The organism is Sphingomonas sp. RIT328, from assembly GCF_000632225.1.
GTDB classification, from domain to species: domain Bacteria; phylum Pseudomonadota; class Alphaproteobacteria; order Sphingomonadales; family Sphingomonadaceae; genus Sphingomonas; species Sphingomonas kyungheensis.
In genome coordinates this window covers 1-25,825 of the sequence record NZ_JFYV01000056.1, presented here as the reverse complement: position 1 = coordinate 25,825, position 25,825 = coordinate 1, and the positions used below count along the sequence as shown (strand labels likewise).

At 68.6% G+C, this 25,825-nt stretch carries 25 protein-coding genes; 16 read left to right on the top strand and 9 right to left on the bottom strand.

What is annotated here, in order from left to right; translation table 11 throughout:
- Positions 1-230: 230 nt before the first annotated feature.
- From BW41_RS19315 to BW41_RS19270, 10 genes are all read left to right on the top strand, one after another.
- On the top strand, positions 231-1,664 hold the full coding sequence (locus BW41_RS19315) for a methyl-accepting chemotaxis protein (protein WP_037536821.1): 1,434 nt from the start codon (positions 231-233) through the stop codon (positions 1,662-1,664).
- Between the two features lie 30 nt (positions 1,665-1,694).
- Positions 1,695-2,000, top strand: coding sequence for an STAS domain-containing protein (locus tag BW41_RS19310; protein WP_051583722.1), 306 nt, complete (start codon positions 1,695-1,697; stop codon positions 1,998-2,000).
- A gap of 11 nt (positions 2,001-2,011) precedes the next feature.
- Positions 2,012-4,141, top strand: coding sequence for a chemotaxis protein CheA (locus BW41_RS19305; RefSeq protein WP_037536988.1), 2,130 nt, complete (start codon positions 2,012-2,014; stop codon positions 4,139-4,141).
- Between the two features lie 8 nt (positions 4,142-4,149).
- Positions 4,150-4,998 carry a CheR family methyltransferase gene (locus tag BW41_RS19300; RefSeq protein WP_235199833.1) on the top strand — a complete coding sequence of 283 codons (849 nt, stop codon included), beginning with the start codon at positions 4,150-4,152 and terminating at the stop codon, positions 4,996-4,998.
- Entirely contained in the window at positions 4,995-6,035 is a 1,041-nt protein-coding gene (locus BW41_RS19295; protein WP_037536817.1) for a protein-glutamate methylesterase/protein-glutamine glutaminase, read from the top strand. The genes BW41_RS19300 and BW41_RS19295 overlap by 4 nt, the downstream gene beginning before the upstream one ends.
- A complete protein-coding gene (locus BW41_RS19290; protein WP_051583721.1) occupies positions 6,032-6,589 on the top strand; it encodes a chemotaxis protein CheD in 558 nt (185 codons plus the stop codon). The genes BW41_RS19295 and BW41_RS19290 overlap by 4 nt, the downstream gene beginning before the upstream one ends.
- Positions 6,590-6,620: 31 nt before the next feature.
- Positions 6,621-6,986, top strand: a complete 366-nt coding sequence (locus BW41_RS19285) for a response regulator (protein WP_037536814.1) — start codon at positions 6,621-6,623, stop codon at positions 6,984-6,986.
- Positions 6,987-7,008: 22 nt separating this feature from the next.
- Positions 7,009-7,452: a chemotaxis protein CheW gene (locus BW41_RS19280; RefSeq protein WP_037536812.1), complete on the top strand. Its 444-nt coding sequence runs from the start codon at positions 7,009-7,011 to the stop codon at positions 7,450-7,452.
- 92 nt (positions 7,453-7,544) lie between these two features.
- Positions 7,545-8,555, top strand: coding sequence for a chemotaxis protein CheB (locus BW41_RS19275; protein ID WP_037536811.1), 1,011 nt, complete (start codon positions 7,545-7,547; stop codon positions 8,553-8,555).
- On the top strand, positions 8,552-8,878 hold the full coding sequence (locus tag BW41_RS19270; RefSeq protein ID WP_037536809.1) for a hypothetical protein: 327 nt from the start codon (positions 8,552-8,554) through the stop codon (positions 8,876-8,878). Before BW41_RS19275 ends, BW41_RS19270 begins: the two co-directional genes overlap by 4 nt.
- A gap of 66 nt (positions 8,879-8,944) precedes the next feature.
- On the opposite strand, the gene BW41_RS19265 is transcribed toward BW41_RS19270, so the two are convergent.
- Positions 8,945-9,325 carry a hypothetical protein gene (locus BW41_RS19265; protein ID WP_200870478.1) on the bottom strand — a complete coding sequence of 127 codons (381 nt, stop codon included), beginning with the start codon at positions 9,323-9,325 and terminating at the stop codon, positions 8,945-8,947.
- A 108-nt stretch (positions 9,326-9,433) separates the two neighbouring features.
- Positions 9,434-10,102, bottom strand: coding sequence for an MBL fold metallo-hydrolase (locus BW41_RS19260; protein WP_037536806.1), 669 nt, complete (start codon positions 10,100-10,102; stop codon positions 9,434-9,436).
- 80 nt (positions 10,103-10,182) lie between these two features.
- Here BW41_RS19260 and pabB point away from each other — a divergent pair, with 80 nt between their 5' ends.
- The 4 genes from pabB (at position 10,183) to msrA (ending at position 14,205) form a co-directional block, all read left to right on the top strand.
- Complete coding sequence (gene pabB / locus BW41_RS19255; RefSeq protein WP_037536804.1) at positions 10,183-11,961, top strand: aminodeoxychorismate synthase component I; 1,779 nt, start codon at positions 10,183-10,185, stop codon at positions 11,959-11,961.
- 34 nt (positions 11,962-11,995) lie between these two features.
- Positions 11,996-13,195: a pyridoxal phosphate-dependent aminotransferase gene (locus BW41_RS19250; protein WP_037536802.1), complete on the top strand. Its 1,200-nt coding sequence runs from the start codon at positions 11,996-11,998 to the stop codon at positions 13,193-13,195.
- Positions 13,196-13,350: 155 nt separating this feature from the next.
- The gene (locus BW41_RS21675) at positions 13,351-13,497 is read left to right on the top strand and encodes a hypothetical protein (protein WP_200870477.1); all 147 of its coding nucleotides are present in this window, start codon (positions 13,351-13,353) and stop codon (positions 13,495-13,497) included.
- Between the two features lie 54 nt (positions 13,498-13,551).
- Entirely contained in the window at positions 13,552-14,205 is a 654-nt protein-coding gene (gene msrA, locus BW41_RS19245) for a peptide-methionine (S)-S-oxide reductase MsrA (protein WP_037536800.1), read from the top strand.
- A 339-nt stretch (positions 14,206-14,544) separates the two neighbouring features.
- Here the strand turns inward: msrA and pdeM are convergent, their stop codons facing one another.
- On the bottom strand, positions 14,545-15,207 hold the full coding sequence (pdeM, locus tag BW41_RS19240) for a ligase-associated DNA damage response endonuclease PdeM (protein WP_037536798.1): 663 nt from the start codon (positions 15,205-15,207) through the stop codon (positions 14,545-14,547).
- A 137-nt stretch (positions 15,208-15,344) separates the two neighbouring features.
- On the opposite strand from pdeM, the gene BW41_RS19235 reads away from it, so the two are divergent.
- A complete protein-coding gene (locus BW41_RS19235; RefSeq protein WP_037536795.1) occupies positions 15,345-17,279 on the top strand; it encodes a potassium transporter Kup in 1,935 nt (644 codons plus the stop codon).
- Positions 17,280-17,442: 163 nt separating this feature from the next.
- On the opposite strand, the gene BW41_RS19230 is transcribed toward BW41_RS19235, so the two are convergent.
- Complete coding sequence (locus BW41_RS19230) at positions 17,443-19,848, bottom strand: ligase-associated DNA damage response DEXH box helicase (protein WP_081793202.1); 2,406 nt, start codon at positions 19,846-19,848, stop codon at positions 17,443-17,445.
- 126 nt (positions 19,849-19,974) lie between these two features.
- Between BW41_RS19230 and BW41_RS19225 the strand changes: the two genes are divergently transcribed.
- Positions 19,975-20,973, top strand: a complete 999-nt coding sequence (locus BW41_RS19225; RefSeq protein ID WP_037536794.1) for a ligase-associated DNA damage response exonuclease — start codon at positions 19,975-19,977, stop codon at positions 20,971-20,973.
- Positions 20,974-21,000: 27 nt separating this feature from the next.
- Here the strand turns inward: BW41_RS19225 and rpoN are convergent, their stop codons facing one another.
- The 5 genes from rpoN to BW41_RS19200 form a co-directional block, all read right to left on the bottom strand.
- A complete protein-coding gene (gene rpoN / locus BW41_RS19220) occupies positions 21,001-22,479 on the bottom strand; it encodes an RNA polymerase factor sigma-54 (protein WP_037536792.1) in 1,479 nt (492 codons plus the stop codon).
- Positions 22,480-22,639: 160 nt separating this feature from the next.
- Positions 22,640-23,419 carry an LPS export ABC transporter ATP-binding protein gene (lptB, locus tag BW41_RS19215; protein ID WP_037536982.1) on the bottom strand — a complete coding sequence of 260 codons (780 nt, stop codon included), beginning with the start codon at positions 23,417-23,419 and terminating at the stop codon, positions 22,640-22,642.
- Between the two features lie 171 nt (positions 23,420-23,590).
- Entirely contained in the window at positions 23,591-24,148 is a 558-nt protein-coding gene (locus BW41_RS19210) for an LptA/OstA family protein (protein WP_037536790.1), read from the bottom strand.
- A 6-nt stretch (positions 24,149-24,154) separates the two neighbouring features.
- Positions 24,155-24,793 (bottom strand): LPS export ABC transporter periplasmic protein LptC, encoded by a 639-nt coding sequence (lptC, locus tag BW41_RS19205; RefSeq protein ID WP_037536787.1) that lies wholly within the window; start codon positions 24,791-24,793, stop codon positions 24,155-24,157.
- A 9-nt stretch (positions 24,794-24,802) separates the two neighbouring features.
- Entirely contained in the window at positions 24,803-25,423 is a 621-nt protein-coding gene (locus BW41_RS19200) for a ribonuclease D (RefSeq protein WP_037536786.1), read from the bottom strand.
- Positions 25,424-25,825 lie beyond the last annotated feature (402 nt).

Below are 25,825 nucleotides of genomic sequence, written 5' to 3'. Positions count from 1 at the left end.
CTTGGATCGACCTGCAGACCGGAAAGGGGGGGAACAGCATGTACCATCGTGACGAACATCGCCGTCATCGCCACGCCCCCGCCGGCCGCGGCCATCGCCGGGCCGCCGCGCCAAGCCGGCGTCGCTTTACACCCAGAATGAGTGTTCAACGCCCTGTTAAGTCAATTGGGACAGCGTCTTGCGACACATGCCCGGCGGTGGTCCGCCGGCTGTCGAGGGGGACGTCATCGATGTTGAACTGGTTTGCCAAGCGGGCGCCGATCCGTGTCAAATTTCGGGTCGCGGCGACGGTGCAGGCGCTGCTCGGTCTGATCCCGATCGGGATCGCCGGCGCGGCGGCGGCGGGGATGATCCACACCAGCCCGGCGGTCGACGTCACGCTGTCGGGGCTGACCGTCGCGACGATGTGCGCGATCACGCTCTACGCCGGACGGCTGATCTGCCGGCCCTATGTCGAGACGGTGGTGCGGATGGAAGCGCTCGCCGCGGGCGACCTCAGTTCGCCGATCGACCATACCGACAACACCGATTGCGTCGGCCGGATGACGCGGGCGATGGCGATCTTCCGCCGCAACACCGAGGAAGCGAATACCGCCGGCGCGCAGCGCGCGATGGCGGCGGCGCTCGCCGAGGGGCTGGCGGCGCTGGCGCAGGGCGATCTCGCCTTCCGCATCACCGCCGACTTTCCGGCCGAATTCGAGTCGCTGCGCGCCGATTTCAACGCCGCGATGGAGGCGATGATGGCGGCGGTCAGCGCGGTCAACCTTGCGGCGGCGAGCATCGACAGCGGATCGGGCGATATCCTGCGCGCCTCGGACGACCTGTCGCAGCGCACCGAGCAGCAGGCGGCGAGCCTGGAGGAAACCGCGGCGGCGATGCAGCAGATCACCGTGACGGTGCGCGATACCGCGGCCCGCGCCGAACGGGCGAGCGCCGTCGTCGGCAGCGCGCGCGGCGAGGCGGAGGAATCGGGCGGCATCGTCGCCCGCGCCGTCACCGCGATGGGCGGGATCGAGCGGGCGTCGCATGAAATCTCCGACATCATCTCGGTGATCGACGGCATCGCCTTCCAGACCAATCTGCTCGCGCTCAATGCGGGCGTCGAGGCGGCACGCGCCGGTGATGCCGGCCGCGGCTTCGCGGTGGTCGCGTCGGAAGTGCGCGCGCTGGCGCAGCGCTCGGCGGAAGCGGCCAAGGACGTCAAGACGCGGATCACCGCCTCGTCCGAACAGGTCGGGGCAGGGGTGGCGCTGGTCAGCGCGACCGGCACCGCTTTGCAGCAGATCATCGCGCGCTTCGGCGAGATCAGCGGTTTGGTCACACAGATCGCCACCGCCGCCGAACAGCAGGCGACCGCGCTGCAGCAGGTCAACACCGCGGTCGGCGAGATGGACAATGTGACGCAGCAGAATGCCGCTATGGTCGAGGAAGCCACCGCCGCCGCCCGCAACCTCGCCAGCGAGGCGAACGAGCTGGTCGGCCAGATGGCGCGCTTCCGCGCCGAGCCGCGCGTCGCGCCCGTCCGCCGGCCGGTCGCCGTCGGCAATCCGGTCCATCACCTTCAGCAGCGCGCCGCCGTCGAAGGTCGCCGCCTTGCCCAGCATGCCCGCCGTTCCGCCACCGCCGCCGTTGCCGTCGCCGGTGACGATTGGTCCGAATTCTAGCTCTTCAGCCCCTTGGAAAGTCGAAGCCGAATGTCTCCGCCCGCCACGTCCCTGCTTCCCGCGACGCTCGATACCACGGCGGCCAGCCCGCTGCGCGTCGCGCTGCTCGACCAGATCGAGCGTGGCGAGCCGGTCCATCTCGACGGCAGCGAGGTCAGCCGCGTCGGCCTCGCCTGCCTGCAGGTGCTGGCGAGCGCCCGCGCCACCGCGGCGGACCGCGACCTCGACTTCACGCTCGAGCGGCCGAGCGAGGCGCTGGCGCGGATGATCGGCGTCGCCGGATTGAACGAGGCGCTCGACGTCGCGGCCGATGCCGGCACGGCCCGCGACGCCTGAAAGGACGGATGATGAACCTCGACGAGATCCAGCTGATCTTCTTTCAGGAATGCGACGAAGGCCTGGCTTCGATGGAGGCGAGCTTCGGCGCCGTCCGTCAGGGTCACTATGACAATGAGACGATCAACACGATCTTCCGCGCGGTCCATTCGATCAAGGGCGGCGCGGGGGCGTTCGGGCATGAGCGGCTCCAGGCCTTCGCCCATGAATATGAGACGTTGCTCGATCTGGTGCGCAACGGCGCGCTGACGCTGACCCCCGATCTGCTCGGCACGATCGTCAGCGCCTTCGACATGCTCGCCGATCACGTGACCGCGGCGCGCGATGGCGGCGAACCGCCGGCCGATGCGGCGATGCTCGCGCGGCTGGTCGACGCCGCCACGCCCGACAGCGCCGGTGGCGCACCCGCGCCCGCCGCCGAGGCGGAGCCGGAGTTCGCGCCCGTCGCCTTCGGTGGCGACGATTTCGACGATCTGTTCGCGATGTGCGAGGCACCGGCGCCGGCACCGGCAGGCGGCGACTGGCAGGTGACGTTCATCCCCGGATCGGACGCGCTGGAGAATGGCGGCGACCCGCTGCTGCTGCTGCGCGAGCTGGCGATGCTCGACGCGACGGTGACCAGCGTCGATCTGTCGGCGCTGCCGCTGCTCAACCAATTGCATCCCGAGCGCTGCTATCTCGGCTGGACCGCCACCGTTCCCGCCGCGGTCGCCGAGGAGGATATCCGCGCGATCTTCGAATTCATGGGGACGTGCGACCTCAGAATCGAGAAGGCGGGCGGCGCGCCGGCGAACGACGATCTGCCGTTCGACCTGCCGCTGCCGGTGCTCGACGCCGAGCTCGGCGCACCCACGCCGATTCCGCCGGTCGCCTCGCCCGCGCCGCCGCCCGTGCCCGCCGCGCCGCCGGTCGCCGCCGAAGCCGCCGCGCCGCGCGCCGCGGTGACGCCGCCGGCGCAGACGATCCGCGTCGATCTCGACAAGCTCGACCGGCTGGTCAATCTCGTCGGCGAGCTGGTCATCACCCAGGCGATGCTCGCGCAGCGCCTGTCGGAACATGCGATGGCGGGGATTTCGGAGCTCACCGACCTCGACCACCTGACCCGCGAGCTGCAGGAATCGACGATGGCGATCCGCGCGCAGCCGATGAAGACGGTGTTCAGCCGCGTGCCGCGCATCATCCGCGAGCTGGAGGTGGAGACCGGCAAGCGCGTCCGCCTCGACATCGTCGGCGAGATGACCGAGGTCGACAAGACCGTCGTCGAACGGATCGGCGAGCCGCTCACGCACCTCATCCGCAACGCGGTCGACCATGGCCTCGAAACCCCGGCCGAGCGGCTCGCCGCCGGCAAGCCGGAGGAGGGCGTCGTCACGCTGTCGGCGGCGCATCATTCGGGGCGGATCGTCATCACCGTCGCCGACGACGGCCGCGGCATCGATCGCAAGCGCGTCCGCGCCAAGGCGATCGAACGCGGCATCATCGCGCCCGACGCGCTGCTCAGCGACGAGGAGACCGACAATCTGATCTTCGCGCCCGGCTTCTCGACCGCGGCGACGGTGTCGAACATCTCGGGGCGCGGCGTCGGCATGGACGTGGTGCGCAAGAACGTCCAGGCGCTCGGCGGCCGCATCGGCATCACCTCGCATCTCGGGTCGGGGTCGAGCTTCGCGCTGTCGCTGCCGCTGACGCTGGCGGTGCTCGACGGCATGATCGTCACCGTCGGCGACCAGACCTTCGTCATCCCGCTCGGCCATATCGTCGAAAGCCTCCGGCCCGATCAGGACGGGGTCAAGGTGCTCGGTCCCAATGCGGCGCTGCTCGACGTGCGCGGGTCCTACGTCCCGGTCCATTACGTCGCCGACCAGCTCGGCATCGAGGGCGCCGAAACCGATCCGAGCCAGGCGGTGCTGATCGTCGTCGAATCGGACGTCGGCCAGGCGATCCTGATGGTCGATACGATCCAGGACCAGCGCCAGGTGGTGGTGAAGAGCCTCGAGGCGAATTACGCCGCCATCCCCGGCCTCGCCGGCGCGACGATCCTCGGCGACGGGCGCGTCGCGCTGATCCTCGATGTCGATGCGCTGATCTCGCGCTGGCGGCGCGACCGCGTCACCGCCGCGCCGCTCGGTATCGCCGCATGAGTGCGGTGATGCTGCCGGCGAACCGGCCGACCGAATTCCGCTTCGAGCCCGCCGATCACGCCGCGATCAGCGCCTTCGCCTATGACGCGGCGGGCATCCTGCTGCCGCCCGGCAAGATGCAGTTGGTCTATGGTCGGCTCGCGCCGCGGGTGCGCGCGCGCGGTCTGACCCGCTTCGCCGATTATGTCGCGCTGATCGACCAGGACGATGCCGAGCGGACGCGCGCACTCGACGCGCTGACCACCAACCACACCAGCTTCTTCCGCGAGGCGCATCATTACGATCACTTCATCGACCAGGCGTGGCCGGCGCTCGACCAGCGGCTGGCGACGCGCGGCAAGGTGCGGATCTGGTCGGCGGCCTGTTCGAGCGGCGAGGAACCCTATTCGCTGCTGATGGCGATGTTCGGCAACGAGCGCGGCAACGGCCAGCGGCTGGCGCGCACCGATCTGCGCGTGCTCGGCACCGATCTGTCGACCGAGATCCTCGATGCCGCCCGCGCCGGCCGCTATTCGCTGGAGACGGCGGCGAGCATCCCGCCGATGCTGCGCGGTCTGTGGACGACGCGCGTCGGCGATTCCGTCGAGGTCCATCCCCTGGTCCGCGAGCGCGTCGCCTTCCGCAAGCTCAACCTGCTCGAAGCCTGGCCGATGCGCGGCCTGTTCGACGCGATCTTCTGCCGCAACGTCATGATCTATTTCGACGAGGCGACCAAGGAGCGGTTGCAGACCCGGCTCGCCGATCATCTCGTCCCCGGCGGATTCCTCTACATCGGCCATTCCGAGCGGCTCGCCGCGACGGTGGCGCCCCGTTTCACCTGCGTCGGACGGACGACGTTCCAGAAGGTAGCGTCATGATCGCTTCGCATGCCCGAGCCGCGCCGACGCGCGTGCTGATCGTCGATGATTCGCCGACGATGCGCGCCATGGTCGCGCACAGCCTGTCGCGCTACGACGATATCGAGGTGATCGGCTGCGCCGACGGCCCGCATACCGCGCGTGAGATGATCAAGGCGCTCAACCCCGACGTGATCACGCTCGATATCGAGATGCCGGATATGAACGGCCTCGAATTCCTAGAGAAGATCATGCGGCTGCGGCCGATGCCGGTGGTGATGCTGTCGACGCTGACCGGGCGCGGGGCCGAGGCGACGATCCGCGCGCTCGAACTGGGCGCCTTCGACTGCTGCGAGAAACCCAAACAGGCGTTCGGCGAGGATCTCGGCGACGATCTCGCCGAACTGTTGCGCACCGCCGCCCGCAGCCCGCGCCGGCCGCGCTTCGTCAGCACGCCGGCCCGACCGGTCGTCGATTACGAGCCGCGGCCCGACTCGCTGATCGCGATCGGCTCGTCGACCGGCGGGGTCGAGACGCTGATCGAGCTGCTGTCGGCCTTTCCGGTCCGCTGCCCGCCGACGGTGATCGTCCAGCATATGCCCGAAACCTATGTGCCGACCTTCGCCGCGCGGCTCGACCGGCTGTCGGCGCCGCAGGTCAGCGTCGCCCGCTCGGGCGCGCCGCTCGAAATCGGCCAGGTCTATGTCGCGCCGGGCGGCACGCACCATCTCGAGGTCACCGGCGGCAAGCTGCGCCGATGCCGGCTCGTCGCCGACGAGAAGATGAGCGGCCATCGTCCCTCGGTCGATCGGCTGTTCCTGTCGGCGGCGCGCTGGGCCGGGCCGTCGGCGGTTGGCGCGATCCTCACCGGCATGGGCGCCGATGGCGCGCAGGGGCTCAAGAAGATGAAGGAGGCCGGCGCGATGACGATCGGCCAGGATCAGGACAGCTGTGTCGTCTACGGCATGCCCGCTGCCGCGCAGCAGATCGGCGCGGTGACGGTGCAGCTGCCGCTGTCGCGGATCGCGGCGCGCCTGCTGTCCGAGTGCAAGGCATGAGGGGCGCGGCACGCACCGTCGACGGACTGCGGCGCATCACGATCATGCAGGGCGAGACCAAGGTGTCCGACGATCCCGACGCGGTGCTGACCACCGTGCTGGGCAGCTGCATCTCCGCCTGCCTGTTCGATCCGGTCGCCAAGATCGGCGGCCTCAACCATTTCCTGCTCGCCGAACCGGGTAGCGGCGATACCGATGTCACCTCACTCCAGCGCTATGGCGTCTATGCGATGGAGGTGCTGATCAATGCGATGATGGCGATGGGCGCGATGCGCCACAACCTCAAGGCGCGGATCTATGGCGGCGCCTCGCTGCGCGACGGCTTCCGTGACATCGGCACCGCCAACGCGCTGTTCGCCCGCCGCTTCCTGCGCGACGAGCGGATCGCCTTGGTCGGCGAGGATGTCGGCGGCTATGGCGCGCGCCGCGTCGAGTTCCGCCCGACCCTGGGCCTCGCGCGCTGCCGCATCGCCAATGTCCGCCCGGTCGAACAATTGCGCGCCGTCCCGGTGCCGGTGCCCGCCGCCGCGATCGGCGACGTGGAGTTCTTCTGATGCGCCCTCCCAACCGAACAAAGGAATATCCGTGTCTACAACCATCATGACCGTTGACGATTCACCGAGCATGCGGATGCTGTTGCGGGCGGCGCTCACCGACCTCGGCTATACGGTGCTCGAGGCGGAAGATGGCGTGCAGGCGCTGGAGCGGCTCGATGGTGCCGAGCCGGCTTTGCTGATCACCGACATCAACATGCCGCGGCTCGACGGGTTCGGCCTGATCGAGCGGGTGCGCGAGCAGGACCGGCATCGCAACCTGCCGATCCTGGTGCTGACCACCGAAAGCTCGGAAGAAAAGAAGCAGCGGGCCAAGGAGGCCGGCGCGACCGGCTGGATCGTCAAGCCCTTCCACCCCGAAAAGCTGGCCGCGGCGATCCGCCGCGTGCTGCACTGACCCGTTGCGAGGAGACCCTATCATGTCCCGCCAGCTCATCACCTTCCAGATCGGCGAACAGGTCCTCGGCGTCGATATCATGGCGATCCGTGAAATCCGCGCCTGGTCGCCGGCGACGCCCTTGCCCAACGTGCCGCCGCATGTCCGCGGCGTCGTCAACCTGCGCGGCGTCGTGCTGCCGGTGCTCGACCTCAGCCACCGGCTCGGCTGGGGGATGACCGATCCCTCGGCGCGGCACGTCATCATCGTCGTGCGGATCGGCGAGCAGTTGCAGGGGCTGATCGTCGATGCGGTCAACGATATCGTCACCGTGCCCGACGACGGCATGCAGCCCTTGCCCGATATCGGCGATACGCCCGCGGCGCAGTTCCTCGAAGGGCTGGCGACGATCGATCAGCGGCTGATCCTCGTGCTGGCGCTCGAACGACTGGTCGACGGCACGATCGCGCTGCCCGACGCCGCCTGATCGTTCGGTTGGTCGCAACCTGGTAAAGCTGACGGGTCCACGGACGTTTCCGCTTCTTTAATCCTCTTCATTTCGCTCAAGGAAGCCTGGTTATGGCCGCTGCGGTCAAGGTTCTCGTCGTCGATGATTCGCTCACCATGCGCGCGCTGCTGTCGGGCGCGCTCGAGCGGATACCGGGTGTCGTCGTCGTCGGATCGGCGGATGGCGCCGACGAGGCGCGCGCGATGCGCCAGCAATTCCATCCCGACGTGATGACGCTCGACGTCGAGATGCCCGGGATGAGCGGCATCGAATATCTCGCCGAACTGATGGACGAGCGGCCGATGCCGGTCATCATGTTCTCGACCCGGACCGAGGCGGGTGCGGCGGCCTCGATCGAGGCGCTGCGGCTCGGCGCGATCGACTGTTTCCCCAAGCCCAAGGTCGCGGTCGCGGCGGAGTTCGACAAGATCCTCGCCAAGCTCGGCAAGCGGATCAAGGCCGCCAAGGGGGCGGTGGTGAAGAGCGGCACGATGGGCAAGGCGGTGGCGGCGGAGTCGATCGACTGGAACGGCCGGCTGCTGGCGATCGGCGGCGAGGCGGCGGCGACGCAGACGCTGTTCGACCTGTTCGGCAGCTTCGCGAAGAATTGCCCGCCGACCATCGTCGTCCAGCATCTCGGCGCGGGCCTCGCCGGCACGATGATCGACCAGCTCGCCGCGGAGATCGCGCCGCGCATCGTCCTCGCCGAGGACGGCATGGCGATCGAACAGGGCACCATCTATCTCGCGCCGCCGGGCGACCACCATGTCGTGGTCGACCGCTGGCCCGAGGGACGGCTGCGGATGCTGCCGCGTGATCCGGTCGCGGGCGAGCGGCCGTCGATCTCGATCCTGTTCGCCGCGGTCGCCAAGGCCGCGGGGGCGGAGGCGGTCGGCGTGCTGCTCGGCGCCGACGGCGAGGATGGCGATGCCGGCGTGCGCGCGCTGCAAGCCGGTGGCGGCTATTGCATCGCCCCGGCCGAGCCGCGGACCGACGGCTATGTGATGACGCGGCGGATGGCGTCGCAGGCCGTGCCGCCCGACCAATTGTCGCGCCAGATCATGCGGCTGTGTTCCAAATGAGCGGCCGAACCGGCACCGGCTCCGGGATCGAGCCCGCGCTGTCGCAGGCGCTGGCGGACGAGCTGACGACGCTCACCGGCGTGCTCGGCGATCTCGCCTATGATCTCGCCGCCAATGCCGATACGTTGCGGGCGCACATGCACAGCCTGCAGGCGATCGATCGCATCACCCAGGCGCAACTGGCGATGGCGGACGTGCTGCGGTCCTCGGCCTCGTCGGAGGATCGGGTCGCGGCGATCACGCTCGAATCGCTGGCGACGAGTCTGCTCGCGGCGCTGCATCATTATCGCGGGCTGGAGATCGACGCGCGCAACGTGGCGTGACGGTCCGGCTTTTTGAAAATCGACCCCGTCATCCGGATCGTGTCCGGATGACGGGGCCTGCCGGTCTTACGCCTTCTTGCGCGCGCGCTTGGGAGCGGCGGCGGCGGCGGTGTCTTCTTCCTCGTCGGGCTGGTCTTCACCCGCCTCGGTCAGCGCCTCGCCGAGCGACTTGAGCTTGTCCTGCGACTTGTCCGCCTTGTCGGCGATCTTGGTAGTCGCGGCGCCGAGCCGGTGGAGCAGGGCATGGATGCGATCCGCATCCGGCGTATCCTTTTCGAGCTGTTTGCGCAGCGAGCCGAGGTCGCGCAGGATGCCCTTCGCGCCGGGGGTGTCGAGATCGGCCAGCGCGGCTTCCCAATCCTCAACCATGTCGGCGCCCTTATTGGCCTTGGTGCTATCCAGTCCGCGATTGATCGCGTTCATCGTTCCGGCAAATTTAACGGCCATGCGGCGCATCCTTTATGGGGAAATCCCACGCCGCCAACGAGATATTGCCAATATGTTTCCTCGCCGCGGCCAACTTATGATGTTACCGCTGCAAGTCTTGATCTCGCTCTATTCGGCGAGCGCGCGGTCGCTGACGAACATGTTATTGGCGCGCTCATGTGCGAAGGTGCTGGGATTGCCGTGACCGGGGATGAAGGCCGTATCGTCGCCGAGCGGCCAAAGCTTGGTGACGATCGTCTCGATCAGTTGCTTGTGGTTGCCGCCGGGCATGTCCGACCGGCCGACCGAACCCTGGAACAGCACGTCGCCGACCTGCGCGAACTTCGACGGCGCATGATGGAAGATGACATGGCCGAGCGTATGCCCCGGCGTCTCATAGACATCGAGCGTCAGGTCGCCGACCGTCACCGTATCGCCCTCGACCAGCCAGCGATCAGGTTCGAAGACGACGCCGGTCATGCCATAATTGCGGCCGTCGTCGTCGAGCCGCGCCAGCCAAAAACGGTCCGCCTCATGCGGCCCCTCGATCGGCACGCCGAGGTCGTCGGCGAGCGGCTTGGCCTCGCCGGCGTGATCGATATGGCCGTGGGTGAGCAGGATCTTCTCGACGGTGACGCCGGTCTGCGCGATCGCCGCCTTGATCCGCGGCAGGTCGCCGCCGGGATCGATCACCGCCGCCTTCATCGTCGCGGTGCACCAGATCAGCGTGCAATTCTGCTGGAACGGCGTCACCTGGACGATGACGGCCTTGAGCGGCGTGGACTGTGTGTCGGTCATGTCGCGGGGGATAAGCATCTGGCGGCAGGGGAGCAATCGCCGCTTGCGCCGACCGGGGCGGGCCGTGCATTTGTGAGCGGATGCTGAACGCCCCCTTTGTGTTGCTGGACGATGCCCGTGCGGGCGGGGCGGGGGCGCGGCTCTACGAGGACCCGGTCGAGATCGTCCGAGCCGACAGCCCGGCGGCGGTGCTGACGGCGCTCGACCGGATCCGTGCGGCGGGCGGGCGCGGGCTGCACGCCGCGGGCTATCTCACCTATGAGGCGGGCGCGGCGCTGATGCCGCGCGCCGTGCCGATGCCGGCCGGCGACGGGCCGCTGCTCTGGTTCGGCCTGTTCGAGACGTATCGCGCGCTCGATGCGGCGGCGGTGGCGGACATGCTTCCCGATCCCGAGGCGGCGTGGGCGGCGGCGCCCGTGCCGCGCATCGATCGCGCCATGTACGACGCGACATTGGCCGAGGTGCTGGCGCTGATCCATGCCGGCGACCTCTATCAGGCCAATGTCACGCTGCGCGCGGACGTCAGGATCGCCGGCGACCCGCTCGCGCTTTATGCCGGGCTGCGGCGCGGCGCGGCGGCGGGCTATGGCGCGCTGATCGCGACCGGGGACCGGCATATGCTGTCGCTGTCGCCCGAACTCTTCTTCACGCTCGCGGGCGACAGGCTGACCTGCCGGCCGATGAAGGGGACTGCGACACGCGGCGATACGCCTGCCGACGATGCGGCGCGGATCGCGACGCTGCACGGCGACGCCAAGCAACGCGCCGAAAACCTGATGATCGTCGACCTGATGCGCAACGATCTGTCGCGCGTCGCCGTCGCGGGCAGCGTCGCGGTGCCGGCGCTGTTCACCGTCGAAAGCTATCCGACGGTGCATCAGATGACCTCGACCGTCACCGCGCAGCTTGCCGGGGGGCTCGATGCGGTCGACGTGCTCACCGCGCTGTTCCCGTGCGGCTCGATCACCGGCGCGCCCAAGCTGCGCAGCATGGAGGTGATCGCCACCACCGAGACTGCGCCGCGCGGCATCTATACCGGGTCGATCGGGCGAATCGATGCCGATGGCGATGCGGCGTTCAACGTGGCGATCCGCACCTTGAGCATCGCCGAGGAGGCGGAGGTCGCCGAACTCGGGCTCGGATCGGGGATCGTCGCCGACAGTCGCGCCGACGAGGAATGGGCGGAGGTGGTGGCCAAGGGCGCGTTCGTCACCGCCGGGCGACGGCCGCTCGACCTGATCGAGACGATGGCCTTCGATCCCGACGAGGGCGTCGTCCTGCTCGAGGCGCATCTCGCCCGGCTCACCGCGAGCGCTGCGGCGCTCGGCTTCCGCTTCAATCGGCACAGCGCGCGCAACGACCTGCAGGCGGCGACCTTCCGGCTGCGCACCGCGGCGCGGATCCGGCTGGTGCTGGCGCAGGGCGGCGCGACCGCGATCGAGATCGCGCCGGCGCCCTTGCCGCCGCCCGCGCCGTGGCGGGTCGCGCTGGTGCCGCTGCCGGTCGCGGTCGAGGATTACCGGCTGCGCCACAAGACCAGCGACCGCGGCTTCTACGATGCCGCGCGGGCCGCGGCGGGAACCGACGAGGTGGTGTTCGTCCGCCCCGACGGGCTGCTGACCGAGGGCAGCATCACCTCGCTGTTCGTCCCCGCGGCGGACGGGCAATTGGTCACCCCGGCGCTCAACCTCGGACTGCTGCCGGGCGTGCTGCGCGCCGATCTGATCGCCAAGGGGCGTGCCAGGGAGGGATATCTGTCGCCGGAAGCGCTCACCGCGCCATTTTTTGTCGGGAATGCGGTGCGCGGGCTGATCCCGGCGGTTGTTGCGATTGCGAAAGGGGCGGCGCTGTCGCTATAGGCCGCGCGTCCTTTCCGCCATCAAGGCCCGACTCATGAAGCCCTCCGCCGCCCTCGGCCGCATCAGCCCGTCCCCGACGCTCGCCATCACCAGCCGCGTGCTCGAGCTGAAGCGGGCCGGCGTCGACGTGATCGGCCTCGGCGCGGGCGAGCCGGACTTCGACACGCCCGATTTCGTCAAAGAGGCGGCGATCGCCGCGATCCGCGACGGCAAGACCAAATATACCAATGTCGACGGCACGATCGAGCTCAAGCAGGCGATCGTCGCCAAGTTCGCGCGCGACAACCATCTCACCTACACGACCGATCAGGTGACGGTGAACGTCGGCGGCAAGCATACGCTGTTCAACGCCATCGTCGCGACGGTCGATGCCGGCGACGAGGTCGTCATCCCGGCGCCCTATTGGGTGAGCTATCCCGACGTCGTCCAGTTCGCCGGCGGCACGCCGGTGTTCGCGGTGGCGGGCCCCGAACAGGATTACAAGCTGTCGCCGGAGGCGCTCGAGGCGGCGATCACCGAGCGGACCAAGTGGGTGATCCTCAACTCGCCGTCCAACCCGACCGGGGCCGCATACAGCGTCGACGAACTGAAGGCGCTCGGCGCGGTGCTGGCGCGCCACCCGCACGTCTGGATCTTCGCCGACGATATGTACGAGCATATCGTCTATGACGATTTCCGCTTCGCGACGATCGCCGAGGTCTGCCCCGATCTTTACGAGCGGACGCTGACGGTGAACGGCTGTTCCAAGGCCTATGCGATGACCGGCTGGCGGATCGGCTTCGCCGCCGGCGCCCCGTGGCTGATCAAGGCGATCGCCAAGCTCCAGTCGCAGTCGACCAGCAACCCCTGTTCGATCGCGCAGGCGGCGGCGGTGGCGGCGCTGACCGGACCGCAGGACTTCCTGCGCGAGCGGGCGCAGGCGTTCCAGCGGCGGCGCGACCTGGTGGTCGACATGCTCAACGCCATCCCCGGCATGCACTGCCCGCGGCCCGAGGGGGCGTTCTACGTCTATCCGTCGTTCGCAGAGCTGATCGGCAAGACGACGCCGAACGGCCGCCGGATCGACAGCGACGAGGATTTCGTCGGCTATCTGCTCGACGACGCCAAGGTGGCGGCGGTGCAGGGCGCGGCGTTCGGCCTGTCGCCGGCGATGCGGATCAGCTACGCGACCTCGGACACGCTGCTGCGCACCGCCTGCGAGCGGATCCAGCAGGCCTGCGCCGATCTGCGCTGAGCGCTGACCCTGCTCTGCGCTGAACGGACCGGCCACGGCGGGTTAATCCAGCGTTTCTATAAACGACATTGCGAACGGCGCGCAGAACCACGATCTGCGCGTCTATGATTGGGCAGGGTTTATGACCCGCCTGCACGACAACGAAGGCATGCGTGATGCAGAAGGTAATCAAGAGCCGGTTCTTCTGGCAGTTCATCGGCGGTTTCGCGATCGGTGCGGTCGGCGTCGTCACGCTCCACCCGGCGAGCGCGCAGCCGGTCGCGCCGGTCGCCGCGGCGTCGCCGATCGTCCAGGCGCACTGAGCCATGCCGCGCCCCGCCCTTGGCGCGCGGCGGGCGGCTCCCCATTTAGCTGATATGCTCAAGATCCTCTTGCCGGTCGCCGGCGCCGCCGCCGCCGTTCTCGCCTCCACCGGCTTTGCCGAGGCCGAGCGCGTCGTGCCGATTCCCGCTGCGGCGCGCGACGTGCCCGCGGGCGCCGGGGCGCAGACCGCGGTCTTCGCCGGCGGCTGCTTCTGGGGCATGGAAGCGGTGTTCGAACATGTGAAGGGCGTGCGCTCGGTCACCGCAGGCTATGCCGGCGGCAGCGCGGGTACCGCGACCTACGACCAGGTGTCGACCGAACGCACCGGCCACGCCGAGGCGATCAAGGTCAGCTACGACCCGCGCGTCGTCAGCTATGCGACGCTGCTGCGCGTCTATTTCGCCATCGCGCACGATCCGACCGAGCTCAACCGGCAGGGGCCGGACAGCGGGCCGAGCTATCGGTCGGCGATCTTCCCGCAGAGCCCGCAGCAGGCGGCGGTCGCGCGCGCCTATATCACGCAGCTCTCCGCGGCGAAGAGCTTCCGCGCACCGATCGTGACGCGGATCGAACAGGGCAGCTTCTATCCGGCCGAGGCCTATCACCAGAATTTCTACGACCGCAATCCGACCCACCCCTATATCGTCCATTGGGACAAGCCGAAGGTGGCGGCCTTCAAGGCGGGGCTGCCGGCGCTGTATCGATAAGGGCGGCGCATCGATCTTTCGCTTGCGCCAGGTGGTTCGCGCAGAGGCGCTGAAGACGCAGAAGTGTTGCGTTCGCGGTGCCGGCGTCATCCGATGGCACTGAGCTAATAAGGCCGCGCCAACTGTGCGCCTTTACTCTGCGCCTCTGCGCCAACATGTTTCATAATAGCCGCAACTGAATGACCAGTGCTCCCGCGGAGGCGGGAGCCCAGTGTTCTTCCTGCCGCAAGCGCGGTTCTGCTTGGTCACTGAATTCCCGCCTGCTCGGGAATGCTGGTACTTCTAAGTCGCCCCGAACGATCCCACGGTGGACTTCAGCCGATGGCGCGACCGGCGTGGTCAGGCGGCGATCGGAAACCGCAGCAGGCGCTGCTCGACCGGCACCAGCGCTTCGGCGCCGCGCCCGACCGCCTTGGTCAGCGCCGGATGGTCAACGTCGAGGCCGCCGGTCAGCGCGCCGAAGGCGGGCAGGACGATCTTGCGCTCGGTGGCGACGAAGCAGCGACGGGCGATCGTCTTGCCGCGCACCGCGAGCCGCAGCTTGGGGTGGAAATGGCCCGACACTTCGGGGCGCAGCTCGCGCGGATCGGCCTCGTGACGCAGGACGAGGCCGTCGACCTCCACCTCGTCGGCGGTCTCGCCGCCGCAGCGGTCCTTGATGTCGGGATCGTGGTTGCCGGTGATCCAGGTCCAGCGCAGCGTGCCGGTCAGCGTGCGCAGCCGCAGCTGCGCCTCGCGCGGCAGGCGCTCGCAGCCGTCGCTGTCGTGGAAACTGTCGCCGAGGCACCACAATTCCCGCGCCCCCGTCGCCTGCACCAGCCGGCCGAGATCGGCGAGCGTCGCCAGCGAATCATAGGGCGGCAGCATCTGTCCGCGCGCCGCATACCAGCTCGCCTTTTCGAAATGCAGGTCGGCGACGAGCAGCGCCTGCCGCGCCGGCCACAGCAAGGCGCCCTCGGGCAGGGCGTAAAGCGCGTGACCACCGAACGAAAAGGGAACCATCGCCGCGCCTTGCCCGTAATGGGACAGGGGATCAAGGCCTTGTATCAGCCGATGCAAATCCGCTTGCGTGTCCCTCCAATCGGCGTAAAGCGCGCCGTCCTTCCGCCGGAAGGGGATTGAAGGGGGTAGTCGCGCGCATGTCGCACGCTGTCGAAGCACCCGTGGCCGAGCGTTCTTCGCATCCTGCGCTGCTCGGGCTGACCATCGGGGCGATCGGCGTCGTCTTCGGCGACATCGGGACCAGTCCGCTCTACGCGTTCCGCGAGGCGTTGCAGCAATCCGCCGCCGACGGCATCGACCCGAGCGAGATTCTCGGCGTGCTCAGTCTCGCGCTGTGGACGCTGACGCTGATCGTCACCGTCAAATACGTCCTGTTCCTGATGCGCGCCGACAATCACGGCGAAGGCGGCGTGCTTGCGCTGGCGGCGCTGGCGCGGCGCTCGCTCGGCCTGCGCAGCCGGATCGCGCTGGTGCTCGGTGCGGCGGGCGCGGCGCTCTTCTATGGCGATGCGATCATCACGCCCTCGCTGTCGGTGCTGTCGGCGATGGAGGGGCTGCGCACCATCCCGAGCGCCGCCAAATTCTTCGACGAAGCGACGATCCGCGCGCTGACGATCGCGATCCTCGTCGCGCTCTTCGTTATCCAGCGGCGCGGCACCGCGATCGTCGCGCGGCTGTTCGGGCCGGTGTGTATCCTGTGGTTCCTGACGATCGGCGGGCTCGGCCTGTGGCATATCGCCGACGAGCCCTCGATCTTCCGCGTGCTGCTGCCGCAATATGGCATCCGCTTCCTCGCCAGTCACGGCACGGTCGGGCTGTTCGTGCTCGGCGCGGTGTTCCTCACCGTCACCGGGGCGGAGGCGCTGACCGCCGACATGGGCCATTTCGGCAAGAAGCCGATCCGCATCGCCTGGCTGTTCCTCGTCTTCCCGGCCTTGATGCTCAACTATCTGGGGCAGGGGGCGTTCGCGCTGTCGCATCTCGAGGCGGCGCAGCAGGCGGGCACGCCGTTCCAGAACCAGGACTGGTTCTTCCTGATGGCGCCCGAATCGATGCGCGGCGCGCTGATCGTGCTCGCCGGCTTCGCCACCGTCATCGCCAGCCAGGCGGTGATCACCGGCGCCTTCTCGCTCACCCAGCAGGCGGTGCAGCTCGGACTGCTGCCGCGGATGAAGCTGCGCCAGACCTCCGCCGATTTCGTCGGGCAGATCTATCTGCCGACGATCAACTGGCTGCTGCTGGTGGGCGTGCTGGTGCTGATCATCCAGTTCAAGACCTCGTCGGCGATGGCGGCGGCCTATGGCATCGCGGTGACCGGCACGATGGTGGTGACGACGTTGCTCGGCTATCTCGTCGCGCGCCACGTCTGGCATTGGCAGCGGGCCTGGGCGCTGGCGGCGATCCTGCCGTTCCTGTGCCTCGACCTGGTCTTCTTCGGCGCCAACATCCTGCGCGTGATCGAGGGCGGCTGGGTGCCGCTGGTGATCGCGGCGGCGATCGGCCTGCTGATCTACACCTGGGTGCGCGGCAAGGGCATCGTGCGCGCGTTCGAGGCGCGGCAGAGCATCCCGCTCGCCGACCTCGCCGCCGCGCTCGCCAAGCGGCCGCCCGAGCGCGTGCCGGGCACCGCGGTGTTCCTCACCGCCAACCCACGCTCGGCGCCGGGCGCACTGCTCCACAATCTCAAGCACAACAAGGTGCTGCACGAGCGCAATCTGGTGGTGAGCATCCGCACCACCGACCGGCCGGTGGTCGATGCCGAGCATCGCCGGACGAGCGAACGGCTCGACGACAATTTCGAGATCGTCGTGCTCAATTACGGCTTCATGGAATCGCCCAACGTCCCCGCCGACCTCGGCGTCGGCGGCAAGACCGAGATGCGCAGCCTGGAGGCGATGAAGACCAGCTTCTTCATCGGACGCAACACGCTGAAGCCGGAGGCGGATGTCGGCATGCCGCTGTGGCAGGACCGAATCTTCATGTTCATGCAGCGCAATGCCGCGGACCCGACCGAATTCCTCAAGATCCCGCCGGGCAAGGTGCTCGAACTGGGCGAACAGGTGACGGTGTAGGCCCATTACCGCTCCGTCGGTGCCGAGCGCGGCGAGGGCGTGAGTCTCAGGCCCTTCGACAGGCTCAGGGCGAGCGGGGTGGGGGGTATGCCTCCTCTTTCCCCTTCCCGTCAGTCCTGGAGCTGGCCGAAGGACGGGAGGGACCCGCAACCTCCGCCCCGTCTCAGTCGATCCGCATCGCGTCCGCCACCAGCGCTTCCGCCTCGATCAGCAGCGCGTCGTCGGCCGATCCGGTCGATACCTTCTCGCGCCCGATCAGCGTCAGCACCGGCACCGCGAGCGGCGTCACCCGGTCGAGATCGACGTGCAGCATCGTCTCCGCGGCGCGGTCGAGCAGGCCGGCGAGGCGGCCGACGTCGGTCATCCGCGCCCGCGCATCGTCCCAGGCGGCCTGGAGCAGCAGGTGCGTCGGTTCGTATTTGCGCAGCACGTCGTAGATCAGGTCGGTCGAGAAGGTGACCTGCCGCCCGGTCTTGCGCTTGCCGGGATGCTGGCGTTCGACGAGGCCGCCGATCACCGCGACTTCGCGGAAGGCACGCTTGAGCAGATGCGACTGCTGCACCCAGTCGACGAATTCGTGTTCGAGGATATCGGGGCTGAACAGGGCGGCGGGATCGGTGATCTTGTCGATGCCATAGACCGCGAGCGCATAATCGTTGGCGACGAAGCCCAAGGGCTTGAGCCCCTGCGCCTCCATCCGCCGGGTGATCAGCATGCCGAGCGACTGGTGCGCGTTCCAGCCCTCGAAGCTGTAGGCGACCATGTAATGGCGCCCCTCGCGCGGGAAGGTCTCGACCAGCAGCTGGCCGGGGCGGGGCAGTGCCGAGCGCTTCGCCTGGAACTCCAGCCAGTCGCTGACGTCCTTGGGAAAGCGCGGCCATTCGGACGGGTCGGCGAGGAAGCGGCGCACCCGGTCGGCGAGGTTGGTCGACAGCGGCATGCGGCTGCCGCCATAGGTCGGGATACGCGCGGGCTTGGACGAGGCGCGGACGATCAGATCCTCGGTATCGATCTTCTGCACCTCGCAGCTCAGGCCGGCGAAGAAGAAGGTGTCGCCGGGGCTGAGCTGCGCGGCGAAGCCTTCCTCGATCTTGCCGAGGTTGCGGCCATTCTTGAAGCGGACGTTGAGCATCGTCGCCTCGACGATGATCCCGGCGTTGAGCCGGTGCTGCGTGACGAAGCGCGGATGACTGACCCGCCACAGCCCGTCCGCCTCCTGCGTCAGCCGCTTGAACCGGTCATAGGCCTTAAGGCTATAGCCACCGTCGCGGATGAAGCCGAGCACGCGCTCGAACGTCTCCTCGGTCAGCGCCGAATAGGGCAGCGCCGAACGCACCTCGTTGAGCAGCGCCGCCGCCTCGAACGGCGCGGCGCAGGCCATCGCCATGACATGCTGGGCGAGCACGTCGAGCGCACCGGGGCGGAACAGGTCGGGGTCGAGCTCGCCCGCCTCGACCGCATCGAGCGCGGCGCGCGCTTCAAGATATTCGAAGCGGTTGCCGGGGACGAGGATCGCCTCCGACGATTCGTCGAGCCGGTGGTTGGCGCGGCCGATCCGCTGGAGCAGCCGCGACGATCCCTTGGGCGCGCCCATCTGGATGACGCAGTCGACATCGCCCCAGTCGACGCCGAGATCGAGGCTGGCGGTCGCGACCAGCGCCCGCAGCCGGCCCGACGCCATCGCGCCTTCCACCTTGCGCCGGGCTTCCAGCGCGAGGCTGCCGTGATGGACGCCGATCGGCAGGCTCATCGTGTTGACCTTCCACAAATCCTGGAAGATCAGCTCGGCGAGGCTGCGCGTGTTGCAGAAGATGATCGAGGTCTTGTGCGTCTCGATCTCCGCCATCACCTGTTCGGCGGCGTAGCGGCCGGAATGGCCGGTCCACGGCACCCGATCCTCGGGCAGCAGGATGGCGATATCCGGGTCCGCGCCGGCCTCGCCCTGGACCATCGCGACCTGATCGATATCGCCGTCCGGTGCCAGCCAGGCGCGATAGCCGTCGGTATCGGCGACCGTCGCGGAGAGGGCGACGCGGCGCAGCCCGGGGCTGATCCGCTGCAGCCGCGCCATGCACAGCGACAGCAGGTCGCCGCGCTTGCCGGTGGCAAAGGCATGGACCTCGTCGACGACGATCGTCCGTAACCCTTCGAACATCGTGACGCTGTCGGGATAGCTGAGCAGCAGCGACAGCGATTCGGGCGTGGTCAGCAGGATCTGCGGCGGCTTGACGCGCTGGCGCGCCTTGCGGTCGCTCGGCGTGTCGCCGGTGCGCGTCTCGACGCGCAGCGACAGGCCCATCTCGTCGATCGGGGTGACGAGGTTGCGCTGGATATCGACCGCCAGCGCCTTGAGCGGCGAGACGTAGAGCGTGTGCAGCCCCTCGCCCGGCGCCTCGATCAGCTCGGCGAGCGTCGGCAGGAAGCCAGCGAGCGTCTTGCCCGCGCCGGTGGTGGCGACGAGCAGCGCATGCCGTCCGGCACGCCCCTCGCGCAGCATGTCGAGCTGATGCCGGCGCGGCCGCCAGCCGCGGGCGGCAAACCATTGGGCGAGCGGCTGGGGAAGATCCATCGCCGCCTATGTAGGGAGCGCGGCGGGGCGGGGGAATGCCGGGTGGTGATCGGGCGATCGTCGCCCGACAGCAGCGTCAGGCCGTGCGCGACGGCACCCGGTGCCATGCTGGCGCGTAATAGCCGGATGGCACGATTGGGCGACTGGCTGGAACCGCATCCGCACGGCATCTACGTGCGCCCCGCCGATGCGTGGATCGACCCGTCCGAGCCGGAGGCGCGGGCGCTGGTGACGCATGGCCATGCCGACCATGCGCGCGGCGGCCATGGCGCGGTATGGGCGACGCCCGAGACGCTGGCGATCATGGATGCGCGCTACGGCGAACAGGCGGGCCACCCCGTCGCTTATGGCGAAAGCCTGACGATGGGCGAGGTCGAGGTCGGCTTCGTCCCCGCGGGGCATGTGCTCGGCTCGGCGCAGATCGTGCTCGACTATCGCGGCGAGCGCGTCGTCGTCTCGGGCGATTACAAGCGCCGCGCCGACCCGACGTGCACGCCGTTCGAGCCGGTCGCCTGCGACGTCTTCGTCACCGAGGCGACCTTCGCACTCCCGGTGTTCCGCCACCCCGATACCGGCGACGAGATCGACAAGCTGATCGCGCGGCTGCACGCCAATCCCGACCGCTGCGTGCTGGTCGGCGCCTATGCGCTGGGCAAGGCGCAGCGGGTAATCGCCGAATTGCGCGCACGCGGGCATGAGGCGCCGATCTATCTGCACGGCGCGTTGCAGCGCTTGTGCGACCTGTATGTCGAACATGGCGTCCGGCTCGGCGAATTGCGCGCCGTCGCGGGGGCGAGCAAGGCGGAGATGGCCGGGCATGTCGTGATGTGCCCGCCCGGCGCGCTCAACGATCGCTGGTCGCGGCGACTGCCCGACCCGATCACCGCGATGGCGAGCGGCTGGATGCGCGTGCGCCAGCGCGCGCGCCAGAAGAATGTCGAGCTGCCGCTGATCCTGTCCGATCACGCCGACTGGGACGAACTGACCGAGACGCTTGCCGAGATCGCGCCGCGCGAGGTGTGGGTGACGCACGGCCGCGAGGAGGCGCTGGTCCATTGGTGTCAGCAACGTCAGATCAAGGCGCGGGCCCTCGCGCTGGTGGGGTTTGAGGATGAGGATGACTGAGGGAGCGATCGTCGCGCGCGATGACCGTCAATCCGATCCCTGAAGCGCCTTCGCCCGCCGGCGCTGCACCGAGCTGCCGATCCCCATCGCCTCGCGATATTTGGCGACGGTTCGGCGCGCGATGTCGAAACCCTTGGCCTGAAGCAGCTCGACCAACGTATCGTCGGACAGGATCTTCGCGCCCTCGCCGGCGATCAGCGCGCGGATCGCGCTCTTCACCGCCTCCGCCGACACCGCATCGCCGCCGTCCGCGGCCTGGATCGCCGAGGTGAAGAAATATTTGAGCTCGAACACGCCGCGCGCGCAGCTCAGATATTTGTTGCTGGTGACGCGGCTGACCGTCGATTCGTGCATCTCGATCGCCTCGGCGACGCGGGCGAGGGTCATCGGGCGCAGGTGGGAGACGCCGTGGAGGAAGAAGGCCTCCTGCTGTTTGACGATCTCGGTGGCGACCTTGACGATCGTGCGCTGACGCTGGTCGAGCGCCTTGATCAGCCAATTGGCCGAGGCGAGCGCATCGGACAGCCACGCCTTGCCCGCCTTGTCCTGCGCGCCATGGCTGAGCTCGTGATAATAGCGGCGGTTGACCAGCACGCGCGGCAGCGTCGCGGCGTTGAGTTCGATCCCCCAGCCGGCCTTGGTGCGCATCACGAACAGGTCGGGGACGACGCCGAGCGCGGGCTCGCCGCCGTAGCGGCAGCCGGGCTTGGGATCATAGCCGCGCAATTCGCGGATCATGTCCGCCATATCCTCGTCGTCGACGCCGCAGATCCGCTTGAGCCGGGCGAGATCGCCGCGCGCGAGCAGGTCGAGATGGTCGAGCAGCCGCGCCATGCACGGATCGTAGCGATCCGCCTCGCGCGCCTGGAGCGTGAGACATTCGGCGAGGTTGCGCGCGCCGACGCCGGTCGGGTCGAGCGTCTGGATCTGCGCCAGCACCTGCTCGACGCGCGCCAGCGGGGCGCCGAGCCGCGTCGCGATGTCGAGCAGCGGCACGGTGAGATAGCCCGCCTCGTCGAGCTGGTCGATGAGATGCTGGGCGATGAACCAGTCGGCGGCGTCGACCACCGCGCCCGCCTGTGCGAGCAGATGGTCGGCAAGCGTCGCATCCTTCTGCGCGAAGGAATCGAAGTCGGGCGCGTCCTCGCCGCCCGCCCCGCCGCTGCCGCCGGTCGCCGACAGCGCGCCGTCGAAGCCGCCGCCACCATCGGCGACGCTGTCCTGCTGATGGCTTTCGGTGGCGTAATCGACGTCGAGTGGATCGGCGGTAACCGTGCCACCGACCAGCTCGTCGGCGCCGGCGGGTTCGTCGCGCTCGACGCGTTCGGGGCGGACGACCTCATCGGTCTGCGCCGCCTCGAGCAGCGGATTCTTCTCGACCTCCTCGGCGATGAACCCCTCGATCTCGAGGTTGGAGAGCGCGAGCAGCTTGATCGCCTGCTGCAATTGCGGCGTCATCACCAGCGACTGCGACTGGCGGAGGTCGAGACGCGGGGCGAGGCTCATACTGCCCTCTCCCTATGACAGGGGGAGGGAGCCGCCGGAGGTGGCGCAAGGGTGAGCGCAGACGTCGCTCGTGTTCCGCACCGGCCCTCACCCCGCGCCGCTTCGTGGCTTGCCCCTCTCCCGCCGGGAGAGGGGATGGGGGCGTACCGCTCCCACATCGTTACAGCGAAAAGCCCTCGCCGAGGTACAGGCGGCGGACGTTGGCGTCGGCGACGAGTTCCTCGGGGCTGCCGGCGAACAGCACGCGGCCGTCGTAGATGATATAGGCGCGATCGACGATATCGAGCGTTTCGCGCACGTTGTGGTCGGTGATCAGCACGCCGATGTCGCGCCGCTTGAGGTCCTTCACCAGATCGCGGATGTCGGCGATCGAGATCGGATCGATGCCGGCGAACGGTTCGTCGAGCAGCATGATCGACGGATCGGCGGCGAGCGCGCGAGCGATCTCGGCGCGGCGGCGCTCGCCGCCCGACAGCGCCATGGCGGGGCTGGCGCGCAGCCGGGTGAGGCCGAATTCGTCGAGCAATTTGTCGAGCTTGGCGGTGCGCGCCGCGGGATCGGGCTCGGACAGTTCGAGCACCGCGCCGATATTCTTCTCGATCGACAGGCCGCGGAAGATGCTCGTCTCCTGCGGCAGATAGCCGAGGCCGAGGATCGCGCGGCGGTACATCGGCAGGCGGGTGATATCCTCGCCGTCGAGCATGATGCGGCCCGAATCGGGTTTGACGAGGCCCATCACCGAATAGAAGCAGGTCGTCTTGCCGGCCCCGTTGGGGCCGAGCAGCCCGACCACCTCGCCGCGATCGACCGAGACCGACACGTCGGTGAGGACGACGCGCTTGTCATAGGATTTGGCGATCGAGATCGCCTGCAGGCCGCGATTGGCAGGCGGCTCGTGGATCGCTTCGGCTCTGTGCAGGTCGGTAACGGCGGCGTCCATGTCCATCGACTCGATGCCTCGCATCAAAGAGTTAGCAAAGCCTTGGCAGGCTTCGTGCATAGCCGCCGCGTCATGGCGCGCCGCGACGCGCGAGGGAAGACCCTTTAGGTCGCGGCCGGCGCACCCGGCGCGGGTGCGTGCCCCGCGCGCGCCGGACGGGAAGGCTTGCGATCAGTTGCGCTTAGGGACCGAGAAGGTGCCGGTGACGCGGCCGCTCGGCGCGGTGGTGGTGGTCGCGCCGGGAGCGGCGCCGCCCGCGCCGCGGACGGAATTGCCGTCGATCACCGCGCGACCGGTATCGAGATTGATCGTCAGGCGGCCGCCGTTCACCGTATTGCCGCCCTGCGTCAGCGTCACCGCGCCGAGCATGGTGATGACGCGACGGTTGAGGTCGTAGATCGCATATTGGCTCTTGCCCGTCTGATCGGGGCGACGGACGACGACGCCGCCCGAGGCGTCGATCCGCGACACCTGCGGGCTGCCGCCGATGATCGCGCCGGTCGTCGCCACCGTCATCCGGGCGGCGTTGAGCGTCATTTCCGCCTGCTTGACCGCGACGTTGCCGGTCAGGATGGTGCGGTGCTGCTTGTCCTGCAACTCGATCGTATCGGCGCCGAAATCGATCGGCGCGTTCGAATTGTGCGCGCTCTGCGCCGCCAGCGGCGTGGCGAACGACGCCGCGACCAGGGACAAGGCGACGACCGGAGCGGCGGGGAAGGGCTTGCGCATGGCCGGCTATTTCGTCTTTCGCGGCACGATCCGCAAGCGGGCATTGCCGCTCAGGCGGACGGTGCGGCCGTCGAGATCGGCGCTCAGCCGATCGGCGCTGAACGTGCCCTGCGGCACGGTGCCGGTGACCTTGCCGTCGCTGCGCATCGTCTTGGCCTTGAGATCGACCGTCGCATCGCTGGTGTCGATGCGATAGCCGTTGGCGGCGCGCACCGCGATCGGGCCGTCGACCTTCATCTGTTCGGTGTTGAGGTCGTAGCGACCCTGATCGGCGCGCAGCGTCGCCGGCCCGTCGGCGAGCGCGAGATCGGCGGTCATGCCCTTGATCTGGACGATCGGCACGCTGCTGCTCTGCTGCACGGCGCTGCCGGCGTTGAGCGCGAAGGCCTGGCCCTTGTCGTCCTGCCCGCGATAGGTCGCCGCCTGCAGCTTCAGCCGCTCCTTGGCGACCTCGACCTTGTTCTTGTCGAGTACGAACGAGACTTCGTTGGCGGCGGTGAGCGGGGCAAGCACCAGAAAGGCGGCGAGCACGCCGATGCCGATCGGCAGTCCGGTGTTGAGCAACGTGACGATCCGGTCCTGCCGGCCGCCGGGCGCGGCCCAACGCTGCCGCGCCGAGCGGATCGGGCGCGCCGTCGCGCTCACCGGACGCGCCTACGCATGGGCGAAGATGTCGATTTCCGGCCAGCCCGCGAGGTCGAGCGCGGCGCGGGTTGGCAGGAAGTCGAAACAGGCCTGCGCCATCGCCATCCGCCCCTCGCGCTCCAGCCGCCGGTTGAGCTCGGCCTGGAGGCGGTGGAGGTAGCGCACGTCGCTCGCCGCATATTCCTTCTGCGCGTCGGACAGGTCGGGCGAGCCCCAGTCAGACGATTGCTGCTGCTTGCTGAGCTCCTGGCCGAGCAGCTCACGCACCAGCTCCTTGAGGCCGTGGCGATCGGTATAGGTGCGGATCAGGCGCGACGCGATCTTGGTGTCATAGGCGGGCGCGGCGACGATGCCGAGGTAATGCTGCAGCGCGGCGATGTCGAACCGGCCGTAATGGTAGAGTTTGACGCGCGCCGGATCGGCGAGCAGCGCCTTGAGGTTGGGCGCGGCATAGTCGCTGTCGGGGCCGAAGCGGACGAGATGCTCGTCCGGCCCGCCATCGGACAATTGCACGACGCAGAGACGGTCGCGCGGCGTGATCAGCCCCATCGTCTCGGTATCGACGGCGATCGACGCGCCGGGGGCGAAGACATCGGCGGGGAGGTCTTCCTCGTGGAAGTGAACGGTCATGTGCCCGCCCTACGCTGCAACGTCGCGATGCTCAACGATTAAGCGTCGGCGCGCGGCAGGCCGGCCCGGGTGCGGCACGGCGTGCCGGATCGGCGACGATGCGGCAATATTCGCGCAGCCATGGGACAATAACGCGACGATTTCATTCGCGGGGACTTGTTTTCTGCGCTATGGCGATTCCCAAGGCGCAATAGGTTTCGCGCCCGAGGGCTCGCGTTCGTCGTCCGGCGCACGGGTTCTTGTCACGGATTGGATGCGGGCGAACCGGGAAGACGAATAGGGTTATGGGTTACGACAAAGGTGGCCGCGGCAATCGTGGCGGACGTGGTCGCGACAAGCGCGACGATTTCGGTGGCGGCAGCAGCGATTTCGGGGGCGGCTTCGGCGGCGGCGGTTTCGGCG

What these genes read in the sequence shown, in the direction of transcription:
- BW41_RS19315 (WP_037536821.1), top strand. Translation starts at nt 231, where the DNA reads ATGTTGAACTGGTTTGCCAAGCGGGCGCCGATCCGTGTCAAATTTCGG.
- BW41_RS19310 (WP_051583722.1), top strand. Translation starts at nt 1,695, where the DNA reads ATGTCTCCGCCCGCCACGTCCCTGCTTCCCGCGACGCTCGATACCACG.
- BW41_RS19305 (WP_037536988.1), top strand. Translation starts at nt 2,012, where the DNA reads ATGAACCTCGACGAGATCCAGCTGATCTTCTTTCAGGAATGCGACGAA.
- BW41_RS19300 (WP_235199833.1), top strand. Translation starts at nt 4,150, where the DNA reads ATGCTGCCGGCGAACCGGCCGACCGAATTCCGCTTCGAGCCCGCCGAT.
- BW41_RS19295 (WP_037536817.1), top strand. Translation starts at nt 4,995, where the DNA reads ATGATCGCTTCGCATGCCCGAGCCGCGCCGACGCGCGTGCTGATCGTC.
- BW41_RS19290 (WP_051583721.1), top strand. Translation starts at nt 6,032, where the DNA reads ATGAGGGGCGCGGCACGCACCGTCGACGGACTGCGGCGCATCACGATC.
- BW41_RS19280 (WP_037536812.1), top strand. Translation starts at nt 7,009, where the DNA reads ATGTCCCGCCAGCTCATCACCTTCCAGATCGGCGAACAGGTCCTCGGC.
- BW41_RS19275 (WP_037536811.1), top strand. Translation starts at nt 7,545, where the DNA reads ATGGCCGCTGCGGTCAAGGTTCTCGTCGTCGATGATTCGCTCACCATG.
- BW41_RS19270 (WP_037536809.1), top strand. Translation starts at nt 8,552, where the DNA reads ATGAGCGGCCGAACCGGCACCGGCTCCGGGATCGAGCCCGCGCTGTCG.
- BW41_RS19265 (WP_200870478.1), bottom strand. Translation starts at nt 9,325, where the DNA reads ATGGCCGTTAAATTTGCCGGAACGATGAACGCGATCAATCGCGGACTG.
- BW41_RS19260 (WP_037536806.1), bottom strand. Translation starts at nt 10,102, where the DNA reads ATGACCGACACACAGTCCACGCCGCTCAAGGCCGTCATCGTCCAGGTG.
- pabB (WP_037536804.1), top strand. Translation starts at nt 10,183, where the DNA reads ATGCTGAACGCCCCCTTTGTGTTGCTGGACGATGCCCGTGCGGGCGGG.
- BW41_RS19250 (WP_037536802.1), top strand. Translation starts at nt 11,996, where the DNA reads ATGAAGCCCTCCGCCGCCCTCGGCCGCATCAGCCCGTCCCCGACGCTC.
- BW41_RS21675 (WP_200870477.1), top strand. Translation starts at nt 13,351, where the DNA reads ATGCAGAAGGTAATCAAGAGCCGGTTCTTCTGGCAGTTCATCGGCGGT.
- msrA (WP_037536800.1), top strand. Translation starts at nt 13,552, where the DNA reads ATGCTCAAGATCCTCTTGCCGGTCGCCGGCGCCGCCGCCGCCGTTCTC.
- pdeM (WP_037536798.1), bottom strand. Translation starts at nt 15,207, where the DNA reads ATGGTTCCCTTTTCGTTCGGTGGTCACGCGCTTTACGCCCTGCCCGAG.
- BW41_RS19235 (WP_037536795.1), top strand. Translation starts at nt 15,345, where the DNA reads ATGTCGCACGCTGTCGAAGCACCCGTGGCCGAGCGTTCTTCGCATCCT.
- BW41_RS19230 (WP_081793202.1), bottom strand. Translation starts at nt 19,848, where the DNA reads ATGGATCTTCCCCAGCCGCTCGCCCAATGGTTTGCCGCCCGCGGCTGG.
- BW41_RS19225 (WP_037536794.1), top strand. Translation starts at nt 19,975, where the DNA reads ATGGCACGATTGGGCGACTGGCTGGAACCGCATCCGCACGGCATCTAC.
- rpoN (WP_037536792.1), bottom strand. Translation starts at nt 22,479, where the DNA reads ATGAGCCTCGCCCCGCGTCTCGACCTCCGCCAGTCGCAGTCGCTGGTG.
- lptB (WP_037536982.1), bottom strand. Translation starts at nt 23,419, where the DNA reads ATGGACGCCGCCGTTACCGACCTGCACAGAGCCGAAGCGATCCACGAG.
- BW41_RS19210 (WP_037536790.1), bottom strand. Translation starts at nt 24,148, where the DNA reads ATGCGCAAGCCCTTCCCCGCCGCTCCGGTCGTCGCCTTGTCCCTGGTC.
- BW41_RS19200 (WP_037536786.1), bottom strand. Translation starts at nt 25,423, where the DNA reads ATGACCGTTCACTTCCACGAGGAAGACCTCCCCGCCGATGTCTTCGCC.